The 21,613-nt window shown below is 59.8% G+C and carries 18 protein-coding genes and 1 pseudogene; 15 read left to right on the top strand and 4 right to left on the bottom strand.

What is annotated here, in order from left to right; genetic code table 11:
- Window positions 1-19: 19 nt before the first annotated feature.
- Window positions 20-422, bottom strand: a pseudogene (locus MRK42_RS12305) (DDE-type integrase/transposase/recombinase); the annotation flags it as partial.
- Window positions 423-546: 124 nt separating this feature from the next.
- Between MRK42_RS12305 and MRK42_RS12310 the strand changes: the two are divergent.
- From MRK42_RS12310 to MRK42_RS12345, 8 genes are all read left to right on the top strand, one after another.
- Window positions 547-996 carry a hypothetical protein gene (locus MRK42_RS12310; RefSeq protein ID WP_223377329.1) on the top strand — a complete coding sequence of 150 codons (450 nt, stop codon included), beginning with the start codon at window positions 547-549 and terminating at the stop codon, window positions 994-996.
- Between the two features lie 4 nt (window positions 997-1,000).
- Window positions 1,001-4,000, top strand: a complete 3,000-nt coding sequence (locus MRK42_RS12315; RefSeq protein WP_338610186.1) for a hypothetical protein — start codon at window positions 1,001-1,003, stop codon at window positions 3,998-4,000.
- A complete protein-coding gene (locus tag MRK42_RS12320; protein ID WP_338610188.1) occupies window positions 4,000-4,845 on the top strand; it encodes an FTR1 family protein in 846 nt (281 codons plus the stop codon). Before MRK42_RS12315 ends, MRK42_RS12320 begins: the two co-directional genes overlap by 1 nt.
- A 96-nt stretch (window positions 4,846-4,941) precedes the next feature.
- Window positions 4,942-6,366, top strand: coding sequence for an FAD-dependent oxidoreductase (locus MRK42_RS12325; protein WP_338610190.1), 1,425 nt, complete (start codon window positions 4,942-4,944; stop codon window positions 6,364-6,366).
- Window positions 6,367-6,495: 129 nt separating this feature from the next.
- Window positions 6,496-7,068: a hypothetical protein gene (locus tag MRK42_RS12330; RefSeq protein ID WP_338610192.1), complete on the top strand. Its 573-nt coding sequence runs from the start codon at window positions 6,496-6,498 to the stop codon at window positions 7,066-7,068.
- Window positions 7,069-7,247: 179 nt separating this feature from the next.
- Window positions 7,248-8,516: a hypothetical protein gene (locus MRK42_RS12335; protein ID WP_338612480.1), complete on the top strand. Its 1,269-nt coding sequence runs from the start codon at window positions 7,248-7,250 to the stop codon at window positions 8,514-8,516.
- 75 nt (window positions 8,517-8,591) lie between these two features.
- Complete coding sequence (locus MRK42_RS12340; protein WP_338610194.1) at window positions 8,592-10,301, top strand: 6-pyruvoyl-tetrahydropterin synthase-related protein; 1,710 nt, start codon at window positions 8,592-8,594, stop codon at window positions 10,299-10,301.
- Window positions 10,302-10,359: 58 nt separating this feature from the next.
- A complete protein-coding gene (locus tag MRK42_RS12345) occupies window positions 10,360-11,574 on the top strand; it encodes a Bcr/CflA family multidrug efflux MFS transporter (protein WP_338610195.1) in 1,215 nt (404 codons plus the stop codon).
- Between the two features lie 88 nt (window positions 11,575-11,662).
- On the opposite strand, the gene MRK42_RS12350 is transcribed toward MRK42_RS12345, so the two are convergent.
- From MRK42_RS12350 to MRK42_RS12360, 3 genes are all read right to left on the bottom strand, one after another.
- Window positions 11,663-12,247 carry a pyridoxamine 5'-phosphate oxidase family protein gene (locus tag MRK42_RS12350; protein ID WP_338610196.1) on the bottom strand — a complete coding sequence of 195 codons (585 nt, stop codon included), beginning with the start codon at window positions 12,245-12,247 and terminating at the stop codon, window positions 11,663-11,665.
- A 27-nt stretch (window positions 12,248-12,274) separates the two neighbouring features.
- The gene (nhaD, locus tag MRK42_RS12355; RefSeq protein WP_338610197.1) at window positions 12,275-13,699 is read right to left on the bottom strand and encodes a sodium:proton antiporter NhaD; all 1,425 of its coding nucleotides are present in this window, start codon (window positions 13,697-13,699) and stop codon (window positions 12,275-12,277) included.
- Window positions 13,700-13,808: 109 nt separating this feature from the next.
- The gene (locus MRK42_RS12360) at window positions 13,809-14,276 is read right to left on the bottom strand and encodes a DUF4357 domain-containing protein (protein ID WP_026457061.1); all 468 of its coding nucleotides are present in this window, start codon (window positions 14,274-14,276) and stop codon (window positions 13,809-13,811) included.
- Between the two features lie 152 nt (window positions 14,277-14,428).
- Between MRK42_RS12360 and MRK42_RS12365 the strand changes: the two genes are divergently transcribed.
- The 7 genes from MRK42_RS12365 (at window position 14,429) to MRK42_RS12395 (ending at window position 21,538) form a co-directional block, all read left to right on the top strand.
- Window positions 14,429-15,124, top strand: coding sequence for an ABC transporter ATP-binding protein (locus MRK42_RS12365; protein ID WP_338610200.1), 696 nt, complete (start codon window positions 14,429-14,431; stop codon window positions 15,122-15,124).
- 27 nt (window positions 15,125-15,151) lie between these two features.
- Entirely contained in the window at window positions 15,152-17,581 is a 2,430-nt protein-coding gene (locus MRK42_RS12370) for an FtsX-like permease family protein (protein ID WP_354688269.1), read from the top strand.
- Window positions 17,578-18,651, top strand: a complete 1,074-nt coding sequence (locus MRK42_RS12375) for a lipocalin-like domain-containing protein (RefSeq protein ID WP_338610204.1) — start codon at window positions 17,578-17,580, stop codon at window positions 18,649-18,651. The genes MRK42_RS12370 and MRK42_RS12375 overlap by 4 nt, the downstream gene beginning before the upstream one ends.
- 380 nt (window positions 18,652-19,031) lie before the next feature.
- Window positions 19,032-19,361: a hypothetical protein gene (locus tag MRK42_RS12380; RefSeq protein WP_338610206.1), complete on the top strand. Its 330-nt coding sequence runs from the start codon at window positions 19,032-19,034 to the stop codon at window positions 19,359-19,361.
- A 97-nt stretch (window positions 19,362-19,458) separates the two neighbouring features.
- Window positions 19,459-20,376, top strand: a complete 918-nt coding sequence (locus MRK42_RS12385) for a zinc dependent phospholipase C family protein (RefSeq protein ID WP_338610208.1) — start codon at window positions 19,459-19,461, stop codon at window positions 20,374-20,376.
- Between the two features lie 2 nt (window positions 20,377-20,378).
- Window positions 20,379-20,777 carry a hypothetical protein gene (locus MRK42_RS12390; RefSeq protein WP_338610210.1) on the top strand — a complete coding sequence of 133 codons (399 nt, stop codon included), beginning with the start codon at window positions 20,379-20,381 and terminating at the stop codon, window positions 20,775-20,777.
- 47 nt (window positions 20,778-20,824) lie between these two features.
- Complete coding sequence (locus MRK42_RS12395) at window positions 20,825-21,538, top strand: hypothetical protein (protein WP_338610212.1); 714 nt, start codon at window positions 20,825-20,827, stop codon at window positions 21,536-21,538.
- Window positions 21,539-21,613 lie beyond the last annotated feature (75 nt).

Genomic DNA, 21,613 nt, shown 5'->3' on the forward strand with positions numbered 1-21,613 from the left:
CTTGGTTAGTTGCTGGGCAGTGTTCCGTTACTGGGAGCCACTCTGACTTCAGGCTCCTGAACTCCCGCTCCATCGGGGCGTTATTCCAGGAGTTGCCACGCCGACTCATGTTTTGGGTCATGCGATAGCGCCACAGCCGTTGTCGAGATGCCCGGCGGCCATATTGATTGGCTGCCATGGTCGAAGTGAAACAACATACCTGAGGGACCACCCCGCTGCTAATACGCCATCTCTAGTGCTTTGATAGCCAGCTCAGCATCAGGCTTGTCAGACATCGTCAAACCCACCACTCGGCGGGTATAGAGGTCAAGCACGGCAGCCAGGTAATACCAACGACCACAGGTCCAAACGTAGGTGATATCGCCACACCTAATTGGGTTGCTGGACATCAAATTCAGCAGATTGGGAATATCAGGTCGTTCAAACTCTTGGACAGCCCACCCATTCAGCCTTTATTCATCATCAATAGAATTGATAACTCTTTTCATTGCCTTTTCTGCGTTATAGACTGCTTCACCCAAACCGACCATCGGTGCCGGAGCATTCATGACAAGCCTTTCCCTCTCAGCACGCCCCTTCTGGCAATGGTTGGCCTATCACCATCAGGCCGCCGAGGGCACCCTCTACCTGATGTTCTTCTCAGGTCTGCTGCTGTGGGAGCCTCTGACTCCGCTCTGGTCGCTGGCCCGCTGGAACCTGTTTCTCCATGTGGTGCTCTCCTTGACCCTGTTTCCGTTGCTGTTCGGCGCTTTCTGGCTCTCCCATCGCAGCTTGCTGAACAGAAGCCGCAAGCCCTTCTTGCGCACCACAGGGCGCATCATCGAGGGCTTACTGCTGGTGTGTCTGGCCAGCGGGCTGCTGCTGGTATTGCACGGCACCCCGGGCGATACCACTGGCAACCTCGCCAGCTGGGCCCACTGGCTGAGCGCTCTAGCATTGACTCCCCTGGTGCTGCGCCACGCCTGGCGCTGGACCATTCTCAGATGGCGTTCCTGATCCCATGTTGAAGTTGCTTCTCTCTTCGCTCTTTTCGGCCCTGCTCGCCACCATACTGTTGTCGGGGAACGCCTCGGCCCAGGAGATGGGGGCTGCCATGATTGCCTATAACGAGGAGAAAGCCCCTCGTCTGCTGGTAGCCAACCAGGGCGCAGGCTCCGTCACCCTGCTGGAACGAGAAAGTGGTAAGCATCTCAAGGAGGCCCGCTTTGGCGGCGATCTGCGCCAGCTGGCCCGCGCAGAGGGCGGCAATCTGCTGGTGACCGACTACAGCGGCGATCGCCTGCTGCTCCTGGACGAGGATCTCGACCTCGAGAAGGCGATCCCCACCGGCCATAAACCCTACGGCGTCATCTACGATCCCAAGCGCCGCTGGTTCTGGGTCACCCTGTTCGAGGCGGGCCGTCTGCAGGCCTATGACACAAATGGCAAGCTGCAGCTGGATATGGCCACCGCCGAAACCCCGCGCGGACTTGCCCTGACCGACGATGATCGCCTGTTGCTCACCCACGCCATGACCGGCCAGCTCGCCATCTATGATATCGCCAAGCTGGGGAGCGGGATCACGGGGGCCACCCTGCCCAAGCCGCGCCTGATCACCCTGGCCGAGACCCAGAGCGCCACCCCAAGCGACTCTCAAGGATTGCCGCGCCTGCTGGACGGCATCGCCCTCTCCCCCGATGGCAGCGAAGCCTGGCTGCCCCACGTGCTGTGGAGCTTCGATCACCCCTTCCAGTTTCAAAGCACCGTCTTCCCGGCGGTTTCCATCATTGACCTCGAGGAAGAGAAAGAAAGGGTCGATGAGCGCAAACAGCTCTTCTTGCAGATCAACTTGCCCAATGTCGGCAACCGCAGCCAGATCGTCTCCAATCCCTTCTCGGCGCGCTTCGCCGCCGACGGCAAGCGGGTCTACCTGACCCTGGCGGGCTCCGAAGATCTGCTGGTGTTCGACCTCTCGCGCAGCGGCAAGTCCAACAGCAATCGCCACAGACGCAAGAAGTTTCAGGGCGGCGCCAAGGCAACCCAGCTACTGCGCCACCTGCCGGGCCAGAATCCGCGCGATCTTTTGATCGACGGCGACCACATTCTGGTACACAACGTCATGGGGCAGGATCTTACCCGCCTCAACACCGGCGGCAGCGGCCCCTTCGCCCGGGTCACCGTCGATGTGCCCCACTTCGCCAAACTGGTGGAATCCGATCCCCGCCCCGAGCCCCTCAAACGTGGCGAGCGGCTGTTCAATCTCGGCAACACCGCGGCAAATAGCCGCTTCCCCATGGCGGGGGACAACTGGATGAGCTGCAACTCCTGCCATCTGGACGGGTTCAACTTCACCAACCGCTATCTGATGGCGGCCCATCGCCAGAAAAGCCGCGACAACGCCATCAACGGCCACGCCAACCTCGCCAACATGGTGGCGGGGGACTTTATCGGCGAATACCTGCGCATGACCCAGCAGACCCAGGGGGGCATGGGCCATGACGGTCGCGATGGGGCCGAGACAGTCGATCCCGCCAAACCCCAGCCCGAGGTGAAGGCGATGATGGAGGATCTGCACGCCTTCGTGACCGCCGATGGCAACCTCCCCTATCTCGCCAACTGGCTGCGGCTCGATGCCCCGACCACGGATCCCGCCAAAGCGCCGACCACCCACCCGAAAGAGTGGCTCAACTCCGCCTCCTGCCAGAACTGCCACCAACAGGCGTTCAAAGATTGGAGCGAGAGCAATCACCGACTGATGGGCAACTCCCACCCCTACTACAAGGTGGTACAGACGCTGGCACGGGAGACCGAAGGGGAAGCGTTCGGCCAGTGGTGCCAGGGCTGCCACATGCCCCAGCAGGTGCTGACTGGCCAGACGGAACTGCCCAAGGGTTCGAATATGTTAGAGCAGGGGGGCGCCTCGCTGATTGCCGCCCACCAGAAAGGCGAGCCAGTGGTGGAAGAAGGCACCGGCTGCGTGCTCTGCCATCGCATCACCAAGGTGGAAGATGCCGGTGGCAACAGCGCCTTCACCGTGAATTTGAAAGACCGTGAGAGCTATGTGTTCGAGGATGCCCCGGGGGGGAGCCTCCAGCACTGGCTGGCCGAGCGGCAGATCAATGCCCGCCCCGCCATGCACAAAGCCTCCTACCAGAAGGATTTCTATCGGGATGCGGCCCTGTGCAAGTCGTGCCACAACGAGTTCGCCCCGGGCACCGGCGCCAATATCGTCAACACCTGGGACGAGTGGCAGAACTCCAGCTTCGCCAAAGCAGAGGATCCCGCCAAGCGGCGCACCTGTATCGACTGCCATATGAACCCGGAGCCGGGCAACGGCGGCGCGCCGGTGGCCGGCCAGTCCACCGAAAACGGCACTCTGAAAGAACGCCTCTATCGCCACAACTTCACCGGTGCCCAGCACCAGCTGGTGGGGCTGCGCAATCCCGCACTCGAGCAGGAGAGCCTGGCGCTTTTGCGCTCCAGCGCCACCCTCTCTGCCCGTATCGAACAGGTGGCCGATTGCCGCCAACTGGTGGTACGGGTCGCCAATACCGGTGCGGGCCATGCCCTGCCCACCGGCGTGGCTGATTTTCGCGAGCTCTGGCTGGAACTGACCGTCACCGATGCTAGAGGCCTAATCGTGCTGCAAAGTGGCCAGCCGGTGGACGGCGCCGTGCCCGACGATGCGCGGCTATTCAGAAAAGTATTTGGCGATGCCGAAGGCAAGCCGGTGGGGCTCAAGTTCTGGCGCTACGCCAAGCTCCTCGAAGACACCCGCATCCCGGCCGATGGCTGGCGCGATGAAGCCTGGCCACTGCCGGCAGATGCCAAAGCCCCCTTCAAGGCCGATATCAGACTCAATTTCCGCACCTACCCCAAGTGGGTCAATGATGCGGTGCGCGCCGCCGAGCCGAGCTTGCCGGAGCCACCCATAGTGCTGCTCACTCGGCTACAACTCAATAGGCTGCAACTCACCTTGCAGCCCACCCCCAACATGTCCGTTACGGAGCCTCAAACCTGATGTTTGCAAGTTTTCTCATTACCCTGCGCGAGGGGCTGGAAGCCTTTCTGCTGGTGGGCATCTGCCTCTCCTACCTCGCCAAGCTGGGGGCGAGCCGCTACAACAAGTTCATCTATCTGGGGGTCGGGCTTGGGCTCGTCACCTCGCTGGTGGTGGCCTTTCTGTTCCAGGTGGTGGTGAGCCAGTTCGAGAGCGAGCGCTACAACCACCTCTTGATGGCGGGGATCCTGATCTTCGCCACCTTGGTGCTCACCTATATGGCGATCTGGATGCAAAAACAGGCCAAATCCCAGGTGGGGGCCATGACGGCGCGCATCGATGCAGCCATCGATGGCGGCAACCTGTTTGGTCTGGTGCTGCTCGCCTTTCTGGCGGTGATGCGCGAAGGGTTTGAAACCGTGCTGTTCTTCTCCGCCCTGCTCTACTCCGGCCAAGGGGTGGATCTGCAATCTGGCCTGATGGGCGCGCTGGCGGGGCTGCTGGTCTCCATCGCGCTGGTGTGGGGGCTGCTGCGCTCCACCCGCAAGGTGGCGCTGGCCCCTTTCTTCCGCTGGACCGGCCTGCTTATCATCATCATCGCCGCCGGATTGCTCTCATCCGCCGTCAACATGTTGCAAGCGGCAGACATCATCACCTTCTGGACCACGCCGGTGTTCGATATCAGCCACATTCTCGACGATCAGGGGATCTTCGGCACCTTTCTGCGCGCCCTGTTTGGCTACAATGCCTCGCCGGCCGGCCTACAGCTGCTGACCTGGGCCGTTTATCTGGTGGTCTTCGTTACTCTCTGGCAACGCAGCTACCGCCCCCAGCCACAGCCAGCGGGATCCGGCGCCAAGCCCTGATATGCTGAGGGCCCGATATGGCAAGGCGGCTCACCGGGGTGAGCCGCTTGTTCACCCGCCCCTTTTCTCTTTTGCCAGCCGTTTTGGAACACCGTCATGAGCGACAACAACAAACAACACATTGCGGTACTGGGCGCCGGCCCCGCCGGTCTGATGGCCGCTTGGCGCCTCTGCCAGGCCGGTTTTGCGGTCACCCTGTTCGAGCAGGAGAGCGTGGTGGGCGGCATGTGCGCCACCCAGACCTTCAAGGGGCGCGACGGTGAGTATCGCTTCGACTACGGCGGCCACCGCTTCATCACCAAGAACCCCGAGCTGCTCGCCTTTATCGACGAGCTGATGGGGGACGATCTGCTCCACGCGATGCGCAAGAGCGTGATCCGCTTCGGCGGGCGCACCTATGACTACCCCTTGAACCTGCCGAACCTGCTCAAGACGGCGCCGCTCGCCCTGATGGCCGGGGCGGTGAAGGATCTGCTGCTGTTGCCCTTTGCCAAGAAACCCACCGATTTTTCCAGGGCGAGCTTTGCCGAGTGGATCCAGAGCCACTTTGGCCGCACCCTCTATCGCCAGTTTTTCGAGGGCTACACCGCCAAGCTGTGGGGCATCAACCCGGACAAGCTCTCCGCCGACTGGGCCGGCCAGCGCATCAGCCTCATCGACCTTAAAGATGTGGCGCGCCGCCTGCTGCCAAGGCGTAACGGCAGCATTTCTGTGCGCACTTACGCCCGCAAGTACCGCTACCCCAAATATGGCTTCGGCCAGATCTTCACCACCCTGGGCGAGCGACTGGTGGCAGAGGGGGTCGAGCTCAAGACCGGCGCCACCATCACCCGCCTCGAGCAGGTCGATGGCCGCATTGAGCGGGTCTACTGGCGTCAGAATGGCGTTGAGCAAAGCGAACACTTTGATCAGGTGATCTCCACCCTGCCGCTGCCGCTCACCTGCCAGCATCTGGGCTTGCCGTGCGATCTGCACTACCGTTCGCTGCGCTTCGTCAATATGCCGCTCAAACAGGAGAACCTGTCGGACAACACCTGGCAGTACCTCTCCGACCCCCATATCCTGGCCACCCGTTTGCAGGAGCCGCGCCGGCGCAGCCCCTTTATGGCACCCCAGGGCCAGACCTCGGTGATGCTGGAGATCCCCTGCAATCCGGGGGATGCCACCTGGCAGGCACCGCTGGCCGATCTGCGCGGCCGGGTCACCGCTGATCTGGCCAGCCTCGGCGTCGATACCCAGAAGCTTGGCGATGAGACCTTCGAGGCCCGCAGCGAGTACGCCTATCCCCTGATGGATCTGGGTTATCAGACCCGCCGCAATGCCGCCATCCAGGCGCTGATGCCGATAACCAACCTCATCATGACCGGCCGTCAGGGGACGTTTCGCTACATCTTCACCGACACCGCCATGGAGATGGGGCTGATGGCCGCCGACATGGTCATCGACGGGGTGGACAGACGCCACGCCATCTTCAATCATCGCAACGAAAATACCGTGATTGAGACCCAGAGCGTGGCGTGATGACAATTGCAGCTATTTGACAAGGCGGACAGACGCCGCACCGCCTTCAATCATCACAACGAAAATACCGTGATCGAGACCCAGTGCGTTGCGTAACGTCCGCGCTATAAGCAAACCAAGGAGAACAGGATGACCATACGCCACGGTTTTATTGCCCTCGCCCTGTTGGCAGGCCCAGTGTTGACTGGCATGGGACAGGCGCAGGCTTACTCCTACGCCGCCGCCGGCAAGGAGCCGCTGATCGATGCCCGTGAGGCACTGCTCGGCGCCGCCACTGACGGTAAGGATGCCAGCACCACCTTGAGCGAGATCGCCGAGGAGCTGACCTATCTGGAGGAGCACCACAAGGTCGAGCTGCAGGCACCGCTGGCAGCAGCCATCAAGAGCAAGGATGCCGCCGCTACCGCCGCCCTGCTCAATCGCGCCTACCAGGCAGAGATCGAGCGTCGCCTCGATGGAGCAAAGCAAAACCTTGGCGACTACCAGACCGCCAAGGTGCTGGTGGTCAAGAGCAAGCGCTTTCTGGATGTGATCCTCCCCTCCCTGAGTGAAGGGGATCGCCAGGCCGCGGATCAGGCGCTGGCCAAGGTGCTCGACGCCATCGGCAACCCGGGGGTGTTCGGGGTGGGCGCCAAGCCCGCCGATGCCACCGCCTTCGCCGAGGCGGAAAAAGCGCTGATGGCCGTGCTGGCGCCGCTCTGATGACCTCCAGCCAATCATTGCGCCATCTCGCTGTGACAAACGGTGGGTTTCGCTTCGCTCTACCCACCCTACGCACGGCATACCGATAGATGCACCCGGACGCCGGTTTGCCCCCTTCTTCTCTTGTGGGAGAAGGGAGGGGTCACCACGGCCGATTACGCTTTGCTAATCGACCCTACCTGCTGATCCTGCTGCAGTTGGCCTGGCTTGGCTGGCTGCTGGCTTTCCCGGTAGTGCTCGATTCCGACGATGCCCTGAACTTTGCCCACGGGGTGACGCGCTTTAGCGTGCTGGAGTTTGCCCCCCACTTTCCGGGTTATCCCGCCTTTATCTGGCTGGCCCGCCTTGTCAATCTGGTGGTGGATAGTCCCGCCGCCGCGGTGCAGTATGCCAGCCTGCTGGGTACCGGCCTGCTGGCGCCGCTCGCAGCCTTGCTTGCAGTCAGGCTGTGGCAGCGCCCCAGCCTCCTGGTGCCCGTCTGGCTGCTGGTGCTGGCTCTGCCGCTCACCCCGACGCTCGCCCTCTCCGGCCTCTCGGACGGACCGGCGCTCGCCGCCTGGCTCGGAGCTCTCCTGGTTTTGCAACAGCGCAAAATCGCGCTGGCGGGTCTGCTGCTCGGCCTCATGCTGGCGCTGCGCCCCTCCTACTTCGTGCTGGCCCTGCTGCCCCTTTGGCTGGGGATGGCGCAAAAAGGCCAGCGACTTAACTTTCTGCTCCCCATCACGCTGGTGGGGCTAGCCTGCCTGCTGTTTGTCTGGCAGGCCGATGGCTGGGCCTATTTCAGCGAAGGGCGCCGCTTTACCGACGGCCACTTTACTTTGTGGGGCAACACGGCTGCGGCCCACGGGGATCGGCTGCTGAGCTGGGCCAAGACCCTGAATGCCCAACTCACGCCACTCTGGCCCCTGGCATTCGGGCTGCTGCTGATGCCGCTCTGGCGAAAAGAGAGAGGGGGCAGGCTTGTCTGGACGCTGGGTTGGCTCGCCCTGCTGCTCTGGACCCTGTTTGGCCAGAACCCGGACAATCCCCGTCATCTGGCGCCGCTTACCCTGCTAGGTCTGGTGCTGCTGGCAGGCAAGCTGCCGCGCCGGAGGGAGACGCTCGCCGTGCTGGCGGCGCTCCTGCTGCTTGGCTCCACCCTCACTTCACCCCGACCACCTGCCATGGTTCAGGCGGCCACCCTGGCAGAGCAGCGCTGTACTGCGCTGGTCACCCAATGGGGCGTCAGGCTGCTGCGCGAGACAACGCGGCTTCCGATCACCGATGGCTGGTATGGGGGGGATGCGCGTCTGGTCCTGACGCAAGGCGCCTGTCGTCTCAGTCGGCGCCCTATCGACGCGAGCAGCCTGCCCGCGCCCTACCGGCAGTGGTGGTTTGCTCCGCGCTTTCGCGCCGAGCCCGGCCTCTGGCTTGCCATTCCCGACAGGCAAGCGGATGCTGGGCCCTGACGGCAGGATCAGGACGCAGAGGGAGCCGGCAACTCGACCAGACTCTCCTTGCGGCCATAACCAGCGAGTCCCGACATGGTTGGATTGCGGACGCGCTACAGCATTCCTCTGGTATTGCTGATAGCCACAGCGATTATGTTGTTGCCCTTCTGGCTGCGCGGCGGCAGTCAGGGGCATGATCTTTTTCACCATCTACTCTCCAGCCACTTTTTTGCGGTGCAACTGTGGCAGGGGGAACTCTATCCCCGCTGGCTGATGGCTATGAATGGCTCCTTCGGCAGCCCGGTCTTTTTCTTCTATCCACCGCTCCCCTACTATGTCAACGCCCTCTTCGCCGGCCCCACGCCCCTCGCTCACGAGGCCATGACGCCCCTGCTCTGGAGCAACAGTCTGGCGCTCTGGCTCTCGGGTCTGTTTGCCTATCTCTGGCTGCATACCTTTGCCTCTCCCCGCCGGGCCCTGGGGGCCAGCCTGCTCTATATGGCGCTCCCCTATCATCTGGCTATCGACATCTATGCCCGCTTCGCCCAGGCAGAAAGCTGGGCCTTCGTCTGGGCACCACTGGCGCTGCTGGGGCAGGACAGGCTCAGCAGACAGGCCCCCTTCGGCCTGCTCCTGCTCGCGTTTGCCGTGGCTATGCTGGCCCTCTCCAACCTGCCGAGTCTGCTGCTCATCCTGGCATTGCTGACGGTACGCAGCCTGGTGCTGGCCTGGCGCAACCAGACAAGCGACGCCATCTGGCCCACCCTGCTGGCACAGGGATGGGGGTTGGCCATGGCGAGCCTGCTGCTGTTGCCCGCCCTGCTGGATCAGGGAGGGATCTCCATGGAGCAGATGCGCACCGGCATCTTCGAATTCCAGCGCAATTTTCTCGATCGCCTGCCCCAGAGCCTGGATGACTGGCGTTTTCGTGGTCACCTCACCTGGCTGACCATACTGACCCTCGCCCTGCTGCTGGTGGCCTGGGCCGCCACCCGCGAGCCCCATCATCCCGAACTGCGGCGCTGGGGGGTGATCGGTACCCTCTGTTTTCTCATGACCCTCTCCGTGAGCGAGCCGCTCTGGCAACTCCTCACGCCGCTGCAACTGGTGCAATTTCCCTGGCGCTTCAACCTGATCCTGGTCATCGCCACCGTGGCCGTGGTGGCCCTGGCGCCTCCCGTCCATCGGTTATGGCAGTGGCTCTGGTGGGGGCTGCTCGCCCTTATCATGGCCTCGCAGGCGCTCTATGTGCGTGAATCCCCCCTCACCCAGAGCCCTGACAAGGCAGCGATCGATACACTCTTTGACAGCAAGCGCAGCGCCCGGGAATACCGGCCAAGGCAGGTGCCCCGCGGCAACTTCTCGCCCACCCTGCTGGCCTGGAAGGATGAGTTCCAGCCCGAGATCACCACACAGCGGCCGGGCATCCAGTGGCAGATCCAGGGCTGGCGTCCCCGCAACATTGTGCTGACCGTGAACGCCAAGACCCCGGCCACCCTGGTGATGCACCAGTATTACTATCCGGGCTGGCAGGCCTGGCGCGACGATGGCACCGAGTTGCCCGTCAGCAGTACCCAGAACGGACTGCTGCAGGTTCAGGTGCCCGCCGGCGACTACCGACTGACCGTGACCCTGAGTGCCCGCTGGCCTGAGCGCCTCGGCTATGGCCTGTCGCTGGTGACCTGGCTTGCCTGGTGGCTGGCCCTGGCAGGCACCTTCATCAAGACCCGTTACCAATCGCCCGACACGGCCCGTCACCATGACAAACCGCTGGCACAGGAACGCCATGCCCGGCGTGGTTAAAGCTGGTAGACTCGTTATTTCCTCTTATTCGCAACCAAGGTCGACAACCGGACACCCTATGCCCCACGCCCCAGCTCCCCAAGCCGCCGCTCTCTCTCCCCGTTTTCTCTTTATCCTGCTCGGTGCCCTGGCGGGCCTGACGCCGCTCGCGGTGGACATGTACCTGCCCGCCATTCCGGCCATCGCCCGGGATCTGGCCACCAGCATCGACGGAGCCCAGCTCACCATCAGCGCCTTTCTCGGCGGCTTTGCCATCGGCCAGCTGTTCTACGGGCCGCTCGCCGACAGTTTTGGCCGCAAACCGGTGATCCTGGCGGGATTGATGATGTTCGCCATCGCCTCGGTGGGCTGCGCCATGGCGGATTCGCTGCCCGAGCTGCTGGCCTGGCGGATGCTGCAGGCCGCCGGCGGCGCGGCGGGCTCGGTGGTAGTCAACGCCTTGCTGCGGGATCTTTTCGAGAAGGATGCGTTTTCCCGCGCCATGTCCTTCGTCATCCTGGTGATGACGCTCGCTCCTCTGGTGGCCCCCGTGGTGGGTGGCTACATCAGCGCCCATAGCGACTGGCGAGTGATCTTCTGGCTGCTGGTGGTCATCAGCCTGCTTATCTGCGTGGTGATGCAGTGGAAAATTCAGGAGACCCTCAAGCCCGAGCACAAGCAGCCCCTGAAGATAGGCCAGGTGCTGCGCAACTACTGGGGGGTGCTCACCCATCGCGGCGCCATGGGCTATGTGCTGTGCGGGGCGCTCTCGAGCTCCGGCATGTTCGCCTTCTTAAGCGGCTCCCCTTACGTCTATATCGAGTATTTCAAGGTACCGGCCGAGCACTACGGCTGGCTGTTTGGCCTCAACATCCTGCTGATGATGGTGGTCACCTTCGTCAACAGCCGGCTGGTGAAGGGAGTGGGCGCCGAGCGGATGCTGCAATACGGCCTGCTGGTGCTGCCCTGCGCCGGGGCCCTGCTCATCTACAACGCCTGGAGCCAGACCGGGGGTCTGTGGGGCATCGTCATCCCCGTGGTGCTGTTCGTCGGCCATATCAGTCTGGTGGGGGCCAACGCCATGACTGGCCTGATGGGCCACTTCCCGCAATCTGCAGGCACCGCCTCGGCGCTGGCTGGCACCCTGCGTTTTGGCATCGGCGCCCTGGTGGGCATACTGGTGAACCTCAACCCGCCAGCATCACCGCTGCCCATGGCCATCGCCATCGCCAGCTGCGGGGCGGGATCGGCCCTGAGCTACTGGCTGCTGGCGGGCAAACGCAGCGCCTCCTGACGCCCCTGTCGCCATCACGCATGAGACATATGAAAAAGCCCTGCTTGTATCAGCAGGGCTTTTGGCATCTTGGGGCATAGTTCCCGCTTTAGGAGTCGCGCCTTCTCCAAGGTGTGGCCTCCAGCCCGCTGCGAGCCAGGATCTCGCTCTCCAGACCATCCAGGCTCAGCTGATTCTTCTTGCGCCAGTAGGCCTCGAGCCCTTCCCTGCCCTGACGCTCGGACCAGTTGGCAAGATCCTCCCTGTCTCCCCGATAGTCGAACAGGGGCACCGACATGCCGCAGGAGGCCTGCACCCGCTCGATATCCAGCAAGAAGATCTGGCGGGCCGCGATACTTGCAGGAAAACGCGCCAGCGCGGCCTCCCACCCCGTGTCGCCACGGTGCAGCACCCGTGCCTGGCCATAGACCCGCAGGATCAGCGGCGCCCCCTCGAAGGCACAGAACATCACCGTCATGCGCGGATTATGCAACACATGGGCCGCCGACTCGTTGCCGCTGCCGGTCAGATTGAGCCAGGCCAGGGTATGGGCATCGATGACCCTCAACGAATCGCCCCCCTTGGGGGAGAGGTTGACCGTCCCCTGATCCGCCGCCGTGGCGACGAAGTAGATCTTCTGTGCCTCGATAAAGGCCATATGTTGCGGCGAGAGCGCCTCGAACAGTTGTCCCATCTTTCCTTCCCTGGATGTTCATCGCCCTCAGAACTGGGCGCTATTGAGCCACAGATGTGCCCCTATGCTCACCAGATAGCCAAGCAAGATAGCGGGCAGCCACTTGAGGTGGCCGAAGAAGGTGTACATGCCGTGGGCCTGACCCATCAGCGCTACCCCGGCCGCCGACCCGATGGAGAGCAGACTGCCCCCTACCCCGGCCGTCAAAGTTACCAGTAGCCACTGACCGAGCGCCATGTCCGGATTCATCGAGAGCACCGCAAACATCACCGGGATGTTGTCGACGATGGCGGAGAGCAGGCCGATGGCGATGTTGGCCTGGGTGGCATTGCCCCCTTCATAGAGCCAGCCGGAGACCAGTTCCAGATAACCCATAAAGCCCAGCCCACCGACGCACATCACCACCCCGTAGAAGAACAGCAGGGTATCCCACTCCGCTTTCGCCACCTTGTTGAACACATCAAAGGGCACCACGGAGCCAAGTTGTCTGAGACGTGCCTGATCGCCGTTGCGCTCGTAGATGGCGCGCTTGCGGGCAAGTGATGTGGGCAGGGTCTTGCGCAGGTAGAAACCGAAAAACTGCAGATAGCCAAGCCCCATCATCATGCCGAGCACAGGGGGCAGATGGAGGAAGTTGTGACAGGCGACCGCCGTCAATATGGTCAGGATAAAGAGCACGACTATGCCAAAGGCGCCGCGTTTGAGATCCACCACCTCGTTGACCGCCTTGGGGGCATGCTTGGGCACCATGAAACTCATTAGCAGGGCCGGTACCAGAAAATTGAGCACAGAGGGGATAAAGAGTGCGAAAAACTGGCCAAACGCCACCTTGCCCGCCTGCCACACCATCAGGGTGGTGATGTCGCCAAAGGGGCTGAAGGCGCCGCCGGCGTTGGCCGCCACCACGATATTGATGCAGGCGAGGTTGACGAAACGCCGATCGCCGTTGGCCACCTTCAGCACCACGGCGCACATCAAAAGCGCCGTAGTGAGGTTGTCCGCCACCGGCGAGATGAAGAACGCCAGCACGCCGGTCAGCCAGAACAGGGTGCGCAGCTGAAAGCCGGAGCGAATGAGCCAGGCCCGCAGCGCATCGAACAGCATCCTGTCCTCCATGGCGTTGATGTAAGTCATCGCTACCAGCAGAAACAGCATCAGCTCGGCGTATTCGAGCAGGTTGTGGCGAAATGCCTGCTCTGCGGCCGAACTCATGCCACCCTGGGCATAGACGATGCCGATCAGGATCCAGATCACCCCGGCGGCCACCAGCACGGGTTTGGACTTGCGCAGTTGCAGATACTCCTCAGCCATCACCAAGGCATAGGCCAGGGTGAACAGGGCGACACAAAACAGGCCGACCGTGGAGAAGGTCATTGGGATGGGGCCACTGCTGGCCTCGGCGGGAAACACACAGAACAAAAACAGAGGGACAAAGCGGGATAACGTAGACATGGAGCCTCTTCCTTTGGGAACCGTCTGGCTTTCATGCTAGCACCTGGATGAAAAAATAATTTCATCCAGGTCAATCAATTATCAATTGATCGGCAACGAGAACTCACCGTTATTTCTTGCCAAACCCCGACTGCTTGAGGGTGTAACCGGCACTGTTCTGCCAGGCATCCAAACCGCTGCGGTTGTTGCCCGCCACCAGGCTGGCGGCCAGGCTCGGGCTGTTGAACAGCTGATCGGCCACAAACACGAAGCCCCCTTCGCTGCGGGGGGAGAGGATCCCCTTGCCAAGCAGCTCCTGGCGCAGTTCGATCACCGCCTCGCGCAGGGAGGCCGCATCCTCGCCGTTGGCGGTGGAGCCCGCCAGCACCATGAAGCCGGGGTTCTGTCGCTTGCCCACCGGATAACCGTGGGCTTCGGCTCCCTTGCCGTTGAAGTGGTAGAGCTCGCGCTCCCCCGGCTTGTTGTCGGAGAGCGCCTTTTGCAGGGTCATCAGCTCGTTGTAGATATCGATGGGGACCACGGCAGCCTGCTTGTTGCCCTTGCTGTCGACGATAAAACTGACTTGCTTGTGTAACATCCTTGCGCATCCTGTGACCCATGGAAGCCTCTATTCTAACCACCTCTTGCGAGCAGGATCCAGCCAGGATCCGCTTCGCTTTTGCAGCCGTGATCACTAACTGGCATAGTAGCGGGCATACTGAAAGCCATTGACCATCAACCGGTTATCCCATGCTGACCCTGCGCAACCTCTGCAAGAGCTTCGATAACGGCAGCGAACGGCTGCCGCTGTTCCAGCGCCTGGATCTTTCCCTGCCCCCCGGCGAAATCACCCTGCTGCTGGGGCAAAGCGGCTGCGGCAAATCGACCCTGCTGAGCCTCATCGCCGGCCTGCTTCCCCCCGATGAGGGGGAGATCTGGCTGGGGGAGACCCGTCTCGACACATTGCCGGCGGACGAGCGGGCCCGATTGCGCGGCCGCCATTTCGGCATCGTCTATCAGGACTTCAACCTGCTGCCGACCCTGACGGTGGAGGAGAACCTCTGCCTGCCGCTCGCCATCAACCAGCTCCCGCGCCAGCAGTCAGAGGTTGACACCCTGCTGGCACGGCTCGATCTCGTCCACAAGCGCCACGCCTGGCCGGAGCAGCTTTCCGGCGGCCAGCGCCAGCGGGTCGCCCTGGCCCGCGCCCTCATTCACAAGCCCCGGTGGCTGCTCGCCGACGAGCCCACCGGGAGTCTCGATGAACACAATGCCGAGCAGGTGATGGCCCTGATGATGGCGGCGGTGCGCGATACCGGCGCAGGCCTCTTGCTGGTGAGCCACAACCCCGCCTATGGCGCCCTGGCAGACAGGGTGCTGCGCCTCGAAGGGGGCCAGCTGGTCGAGCTAAAGCGTGCACCCAGCACCGGAGCTCCCCATGGGTGACGTCCGCCCCGTGAGCGAGGACTTGCCATGCTGCCGCTAAAGGCGCTGCTGCGCCTCTATCGCACTCACCCCTGGCTGCTGTTGATGAGCCTGACCGGGCTGGTGTTGGGGGTCTCCCTGGTGGTGGCCATCGAGCTTCTTAACCACAGCGCCCGCACCAACTTCGTCGCCGCCCGCAGCCAGCTGGCGGGGGAAGCGAACTACCGGCTGGCGCCGGACGGCGGGCTGGATGAGCAGCTCTACGTCAAGCTGGTGCGAAGCCAGCCGGACCTTGACGCCATGCCAGAGCTGCACGCCTGGCTCAAGGATGAGCAGGGACGCAGCTTCCAGCTGCTGGGGATGGATCTGTTTAACCCCGGCCCCTTGCGCCGCCTGTTTGGCGCAGAGCCGGACAAAGAGCCCACCTTCTCCCTCACCCGCGCCGACAGCGTCTGGCTGGCTGCCCCCGAGGCCAAGCGCCTTGGCTGGCAAACAGGCCTGAGCCGCAGCTTCGTGCTGGGTGGCGGTGAAGGGGCGCAACCCCGCCCACTGACCCTCACCCTGGCCGGCACCTTCGAGCCCGGCGCCGTGCCCATGGAGCGGCTGCTGGTGACCGACATCGGCCTCGCCCAGCCGCTGCTGGGCAAGGAAGGGCGGCTCGATCGCATCGTCTTCAAGTTAAACGAGACGCAAGCTCGTACCCTGCAAACCGCCCTGCAAGCCAATGCCCCTCAGCAGCCCCTCTGGCTCGAACCCATCAGCCCGGCCCTCGATGCCAGTCAGCTCGGCGATGCCCTGGCCCTCAACCTCACGGCCCTCTCCTTGCTCGCCATGGCGGTGGGGCTCTTTTTGGTGTTCAACGCCCAGCGCTTCGTGCAGAGCGTGCGCCGCCCCCAACTGGCCCAGCTCATTATCCTCGGGATGCCGCCGCGCCGGGTGCTTGGCTGGCTCATCCTGGAGCTCTTGCTCCTCGCCACCCTCGGCACCCTGCTCGGGCTGCTGCTGGGAAGCCTCTTGGCCCTGGCCCTGATGGGGCAGCTCACCCAGGCGCTGGCGGATCTTTATGGCCCCAACCCCATCGATCTGCTGCGTCTCTCCCCCACGAGCCTTGGCAAGGCGCTGGTCATCGGCCTTCTGGGGACGCTCGCCGCCAACCTGCCCGGCTGGTGGCAACTGCTGCGCCAATCCCCCCTTGAGCTGCGGGACGGCAACAGCCGCCCGCCAACCCACCCCTGGCGCCGGCGCCTCTTGGCCATCGCCATCCTGCTGCTGTGCGTGCTTTGTCTATGGCGGCCAGAAACCGGCCTCACCGGCGCCCTCTTCGTGGCCGGCGGCTGGCTGCTGGCCATGGCCCTCATGCTGCCCGATCTCCTTCGCGCTGTGCTGGGATGGCTGCGCTCGCGCCCCAGCGGTTCCCTCAACACACGGCTGGCGGTGGCCGAGACCCGCTACCATCTGGATCGCACCGCCATTGCAGTGATGGCGCTGCAACTGGCCATCGCCGCGGCCATCGGCATCGGAGTCATGGTGTCGAGTTTTCGTTCGAGCGTGGAGATCTGGCTCGGCCAGCGCCTGGCCGCCGATCTCTACGTCACCGCCCCCAAGGGGGTGGCCGGCAACAAGGGCGCCCTGAGCCAGGCAACCTTCAACACCATCCTCACCGCACCGGAAGTGAGCGCCGCTTCCCGCCGATCTGTACACCCCGCCCGCTGGCAGGGGCAACCCATCGAGTGGGCGCAGATGGACTTTATCACCGAGCTTAAAGCCGCCTACCCGCTGCTGGCCGGGCGTTGGCCCGCCACCCCTGACGAGGTGCTGGCGAGCGAACCCCTGACGGTGCGCCTCGGGGTCAGGGTGGGCCAGACACTCGAGGTGACGGGCGAGCAGGGGCCAAGGCAGCTTACCGTTACCGGCATCTATCAGGATTACGGCAGCGACAAGGGGCAGATACTGCACGCCTTCGAGGGGGGCAAGGTGCAATCCCTGGCCCTCTTCAGTCAGCACGTTGATCGCCTCGCCGATCGCCTGCGGGCGCAGTTTGGCGAGGGGGTGAACCTGTTGCCCGCCCCCGCCATCCACGCCGCAGCCCTTAAGGTATTCGACCAGACCTTTGTGGTGACCGAGCTATTGAAGTTGCTGATCCTGGGGATCGCCTTCGTCGGCATCGGCTCGGCCTTTATGGTGCTGGGGCTGGCCCGGCGCGGCGAGTTGCAGACCCTGCAGAGCCTTGGCTTGAGCCCTCGCCACTGCCGCCGGTTGCTGGTGTGGCAAGGGGCGGGCCTCGGGCTGCTCACCGCGCTCTTGGCCCTGCCGGTGGGTTATGGTCTTGCCTGGGTGCTGATTGAGGTGGTCAACCCCCGCGCCTTCGGTTGGCGGCTGGCCTTCGAGGCCGCCCCCCTGCACGCCGTCACGGCGCTCTTGCTCGCCCCCGTATGCGGCGCGCTCGCCTCCTTGTACGCCGCAAGGAGAGTGGTATGAAAAAAATCAACGCGTGGCCGCTGGCGCTGGGTGTGCTCTGCGCGCTGTATGGCGGGGCTGTCGGTGCCAGCGAGCTGGGGGCCATCCTTGGCGGTGGCAGCGATCACTTCAAAAAGGCTCTGCCGGGTCAGTCCATCCAGCTGCCCACTGATCACGGCGCCCACCCCGACTACCGCTCCGAGTGGTGGTATCTCACCGGCAACCTGAAAGACGAACAGGGGCGCGGCTACGGCATGCAGTGGACCCTGTTCAGGCAAGGTATCGAGCAGGAGATCAAGTCGGACAACCCCTGGCTTGCCCCCCAGCTCTGGCTGGCCCAGTTCGCCATCACGGATTTGAGCAAAGGCAGCCACCAGCAGGACGAGCGCACCAGCCGCCAGGGGCCTGGGCTGGCCGGTGCCAGCGGCGGTCAATATTGGCTGAAAGAGTGGGTGCTGGCCTCTCAAGGGAAATCGCTCTTTCCCGCCACCCTCAAGGTGCAGAGCAAGGCGGGGGATCTTGATTTGCAGGTGAGCGCCGCCAAGCCGGCGGTGCTGCAGGGCAAACAGGGTTACAGCGAGAAGAGCCTGGGCAACGCCTCCTTCTACTACTCCTACCCGCGCCTGACCATCAGCGGCACCCTGACCCTGGATGGCGAGACCCGCAACGTCAGCGGTGAGGGCTGGTTCGATCACGAGTGGAGCAGCTCGGTATTGGCGCAGTGGCAATCGGGCTGGGACTGGTTTTCGCTGCAATTTGAAGATGGCCGCGAGCTGATGCTGTTTCGCCTGCGCACCAAGGCAGGACGCACTGAGCCGGAGAACCGCTACGGCATCCTGATTGAGCGGGACGGCAGCAGCCGGGTTCTCGCCCCAGACAGTCTCCGCCTCACCCCCGGCAAGACCTGGCACGGCCCCAAGGGACAAGCCTACCCCGTCGAGTGGCAACTGGAAGCCGGCGATATGAGGCTCACCATTGAGGCGCGCCAGCCCGATCAGGCCATGACGGGACGCTTTGACTACTGGGAGGGTGCGGTTTCCGTCTCGGGAGATGCCAAAGGCGTCGGCTATCTGGAGATGACCGGCTACTAAGGTGGCCGGATTTCCACCTACTATTTTTTAGCACTTGTAACTCGATTTCTAGAGTTTCTCTTACCTTTTCCCCCGACACTTCTCGCCTGTATTCCTGATCCACGTCACTAATTGGAACAAAATCAGCACGATAAATTACTTTTCACTCAACACGATTGGTCAATGTTTGATACTTTACCCAAGTGAGCCTCATTGCAATAAAAACCACCGAGGTATGCCAATGATTCACTCCTTATTCAATTCGGTGACAAAGCAGCACACTGGGAGCTGAAACCCCGTGCGGTAGCCATCCAACTTGCTAGTCAACAAAGACTATTGGTAGCCCATGTAAAAAATTTTTTACTTCTAGCTTAACGACTTATCTGATAGCAGGATTATTTATGGACGATAAAATTCTTTTAGAAAAGGCAAAGGAGTTAATTGAATTAAAGTATGAGTTAGATACTTTAATGTCAAAAATGAACGACCTAAAACAAGATATTATACAAGACATCAAAAAATATGGTGCCATTAAACTTGATTCTGGTAAGGTTTATTATGGTGAGTCAAAAGGCGCTGAATCATTCAGTAGAAAAAACGTTCTCCAATATTTAAGAGATACTTACGGGGACTCTTTAGCTGATCAAGTTGATGAAGATTGTACAAAACATGGAAAACCAAGAGCTATTGTTTATGTAAAAATAAATAAAATCTTACCTGAGCAACTTTAATAAATTCGGATAACTATAATAATAAAACGATGTTACCATAATATTTGTTAACATCTCATTCGCACCCCCTCATCAAATAATTTAAATAAGGACTTTTATGCCTGGAGCATTTGCACATATCACTGCAGTGAACTTTGCCATGGCCAATTCAAAGCTAGCTGGCTTGGATATGCCCAAAAGAGCTAAATTCATACTCACTAAAAATCAGAAATTCGTAGAGCTTGGTTGTGTGAGCCCTGATTATCCCTACTTAAAAATAGGTGATTCTAATCAGAACTCATGGGCCGACAAAATGCATTACGAAAAAGTAGGCATTTTTATCAAAAAAGCTATGATACTCATCAGACAACTCTCCCCCCAAGATCAGGAAAAAGCATTTTCGTGGCTTTGTGGATTCGTTGCTCATGTGATCGCCGATATCACCATACACCCAGTAGTAGAGTTAAAAGTAGGGCCTTACAATGAAAATAAGAGCCAACATCGTATATGTGAAATGAATCAAGATGCTTATATATGGCAAAAGTTAAATCTTGGCGATATTGGTTACGCTGATAGAATCAGATTGAATATAGGATCCTGCGTTGAATCCAATTCCCACGACTCACTTGACAAAGTCATACACAACTTATGGGAAGCCTGTCTAAAGGAAACCCATCCTGACCACGCAGATTTAATCTCCCCAGAGATAGATAAATGGCACCAAGGTTTCTTACAAATTGTTGATCATGTGGAAGAAGGTCATAAGCTTTTTCCTTTTGCCAGACATGTAGCCGCAGAACTTGGACTCACTTATCCAGATATAAAGCATATCGATATCTCATATATTGATAGCTTAACAACTCCCTGTGGAATAGAGCATTATGACTCTATCTTTGAGAGAGCAGTTAGTAACATTCAAAAATATTGGTGCTACTTGGCTAAAGCCATTTATGAACATGGCGAAACAGATATGTTTTTAAACTGGAACTTAGATACTGGTCATTGTGAATCAAATGTATTAACAGCCTGGGTATAAATATGAAGAAATATATCTCTTTTTTATTATCACTGACTTTAATAGGGTGTTCATCGACAAATAGGTATGATGATGAACATATGTATGATCTGGCATCCCAATTCAAAGATTTGGCTCAATCAGTAGATGGCATGGTCAAGTTTGGCGATCTAACAACCAAAAATGGCGATCAAATATTGACACAGGTGTTTCAAGAATCACCAGAAAAAGCAAAACCATTCGAAATGTATACGATTAAGGTCGAACTACAGGGAGATAATGCGATTTTATTACTCTGTAATAAAGATGTGGCACTCATAGAGGATGCGGGGTGCAATGCAGAATTGGATAAAGTACATTGGAAGACCCCAACCCATCAAAGCTGCAGCTTTACGATAGACAGCATTCCTTTATGTAAATAAAATTAATAGGCTAGCGTCTGCAATAAGCTGACAAAGTCAAAGTAGTGGTGGAAAAATATAAACTGACCACTGTGATGGGGGAATTACAGATAAATGAAAAACATCCTAATAATAAAATCCAATTTTTACATGAGACCATTTACATGAATTTTATTAAAACTGATCAACTATTCGCAAGATTGCGCGACGTTGTAGATCACCCTGTACACGATGTTGATGCAAGAAAAAATCTTGCCTTAACATTAGCCATTAGCTCGATGCAATTTTCCGATGCTGTTAGATTATTATGCTCACAAGGCTTGATTCTGGGAATTGGCACAACACTACGATCTCAATACGAAGCACTAGTAAGGAGTGTTTGGGTTCTGTATTGTGCCACTGATCTACAAGTCGAAAAGCTAGATGCGGTTTTAAATACAGAGTCTCAACAAGCAAGCAAAAGCATTCCCACTGTCAATGCGATGCTTGGTGAACTGGATAAAATCCCTCAAATTAAAAACCTATTGATTTCATTTCATGAATTCAAAGACAGCTCTTGGCTCCCCTTAAACTCTTTCGTTCATTCTGGTATTCATGCTGTTTTTTGGACGAAACACAAGGCACCACCAGAGCTCATCGCACAGTTGTTTCGCATAAGCAATGGATTAAATGTTATCGCCTTTCAGGGAATGGGGATACTTACTGGTCGACCGACCATTCAACAGGAAATATTTTCAGTGATAGCGCATTATTCAGATTGTTTGCCTAAGGCTCGATTGTAAAACTAAAAAAATATGTACGCATGAAAACATCCCCACTTATCTACCCATCCTATAAACCCCGGCAGAATTTATTCT

The sequence above is a fragment of the Aeromonas sp. 19NY04SH05-1 genome, assembly GCF_040581895.1.
Taxonomy (GTDB): Bacteria; Pseudomonadota; Gammaproteobacteria; order Enterobacterales; family Aeromonadaceae; genus Aeromonas; species Aeromonas enteropelogenes.

Coding starts and splice junctions, on each gene's coding strand:
- MRK42_RS12310 (WP_223377329.1), top strand. CDS start 547: ATGACAAGCCTTTCCCTCTCAGCACGCCCCTTCTGGCAATGGTTGGCC.
- MRK42_RS12315 (WP_338610186.1), top strand. CDS start 1,001: ATGTTGAAGTTGCTTCTCTCTTCGCTCTTTTCGGCCCTGCTCGCCACC.
- MRK42_RS12320 (WP_338610188.1), top strand. CDS start 4,000: ATGTTTGCAAGTTTTCTCATTACCCTGCGCGAGGGGCTGGAAGCCTTT.
- MRK42_RS12325 (WP_338610190.1), top strand. CDS start 4,942: ATGAGCGACAACAACAAACAACACATTGCGGTACTGGGCGCCGGCCCC.
- MRK42_RS12330 (WP_338610192.1), top strand. CDS start 6,496: ATGACCATACGCCACGGTTTTATTGCCCTCGCCCTGTTGGCAGGCCCA.
- MRK42_RS12340 (WP_338610194.1), top strand. CDS start 8,592: ATGGTTGGATTGCGGACGCGCTACAGCATTCCTCTGGTATTGCTGATA.
- MRK42_RS12345 (WP_338610195.1), top strand. CDS start 10,360: ATGCCCCACGCCCCAGCTCCCCAAGCCGCCGCTCTCTCTCCCCGTTTT.
- MRK42_RS12350 (WP_338610196.1), bottom strand. CDS start 12,247: ATGGGACAACTGTTCGAGGCGCTCTCGCCGCAACATATGGCCTTTATC.
- nhaD (WP_338610197.1), bottom strand. CDS start 13,699: ATGTCTACGTTATCCCGCTTTGTCCCTCTGTTTTTGTTCTGTGTGTTT.
- MRK42_RS12360 (WP_026457061.1), bottom strand. CDS start 14,276: ATGTTACACAAGCAAGTCAGTTTTATCGTCGACAGCAAGGGCAACAAG.
- MRK42_RS12365 (WP_338610200.1), top strand. CDS start 14,429: ATGCTGACCCTGCGCAACCTCTGCAAGAGCTTCGATAACGGCAGCGAA.
- MRK42_RS12370 (WP_354688269.1), top strand. CDS start 15,152: ATGCTGCCGCTAAAGGCGCTGCTGCGCCTCTATCGCACTCACCCCTGG.
- MRK42_RS12375 (WP_338610204.1), top strand. CDS start 17,578: ATGAAAAAAATCAACGCGTGGCCGCTGGCGCTGGGTGTGCTCTGCGCG.
- MRK42_RS12380 (WP_338610206.1), top strand. CDS start 19,032: ATGGACGATAAAATTCTTTTAGAAAAGGCAAAGGAGTTAATTGAATTA.
- MRK42_RS12385 (WP_338610208.1), top strand. CDS start 19,459: ATGCCTGGAGCATTTGCACATATCACTGCAGTGAACTTTGCCATGGCC.
- MRK42_RS12390 (WP_338610210.1), top strand. CDS start 20,379: ATGAAGAAATATATCTCTTTTTTATTATCACTGACTTTAATAGGGTGT.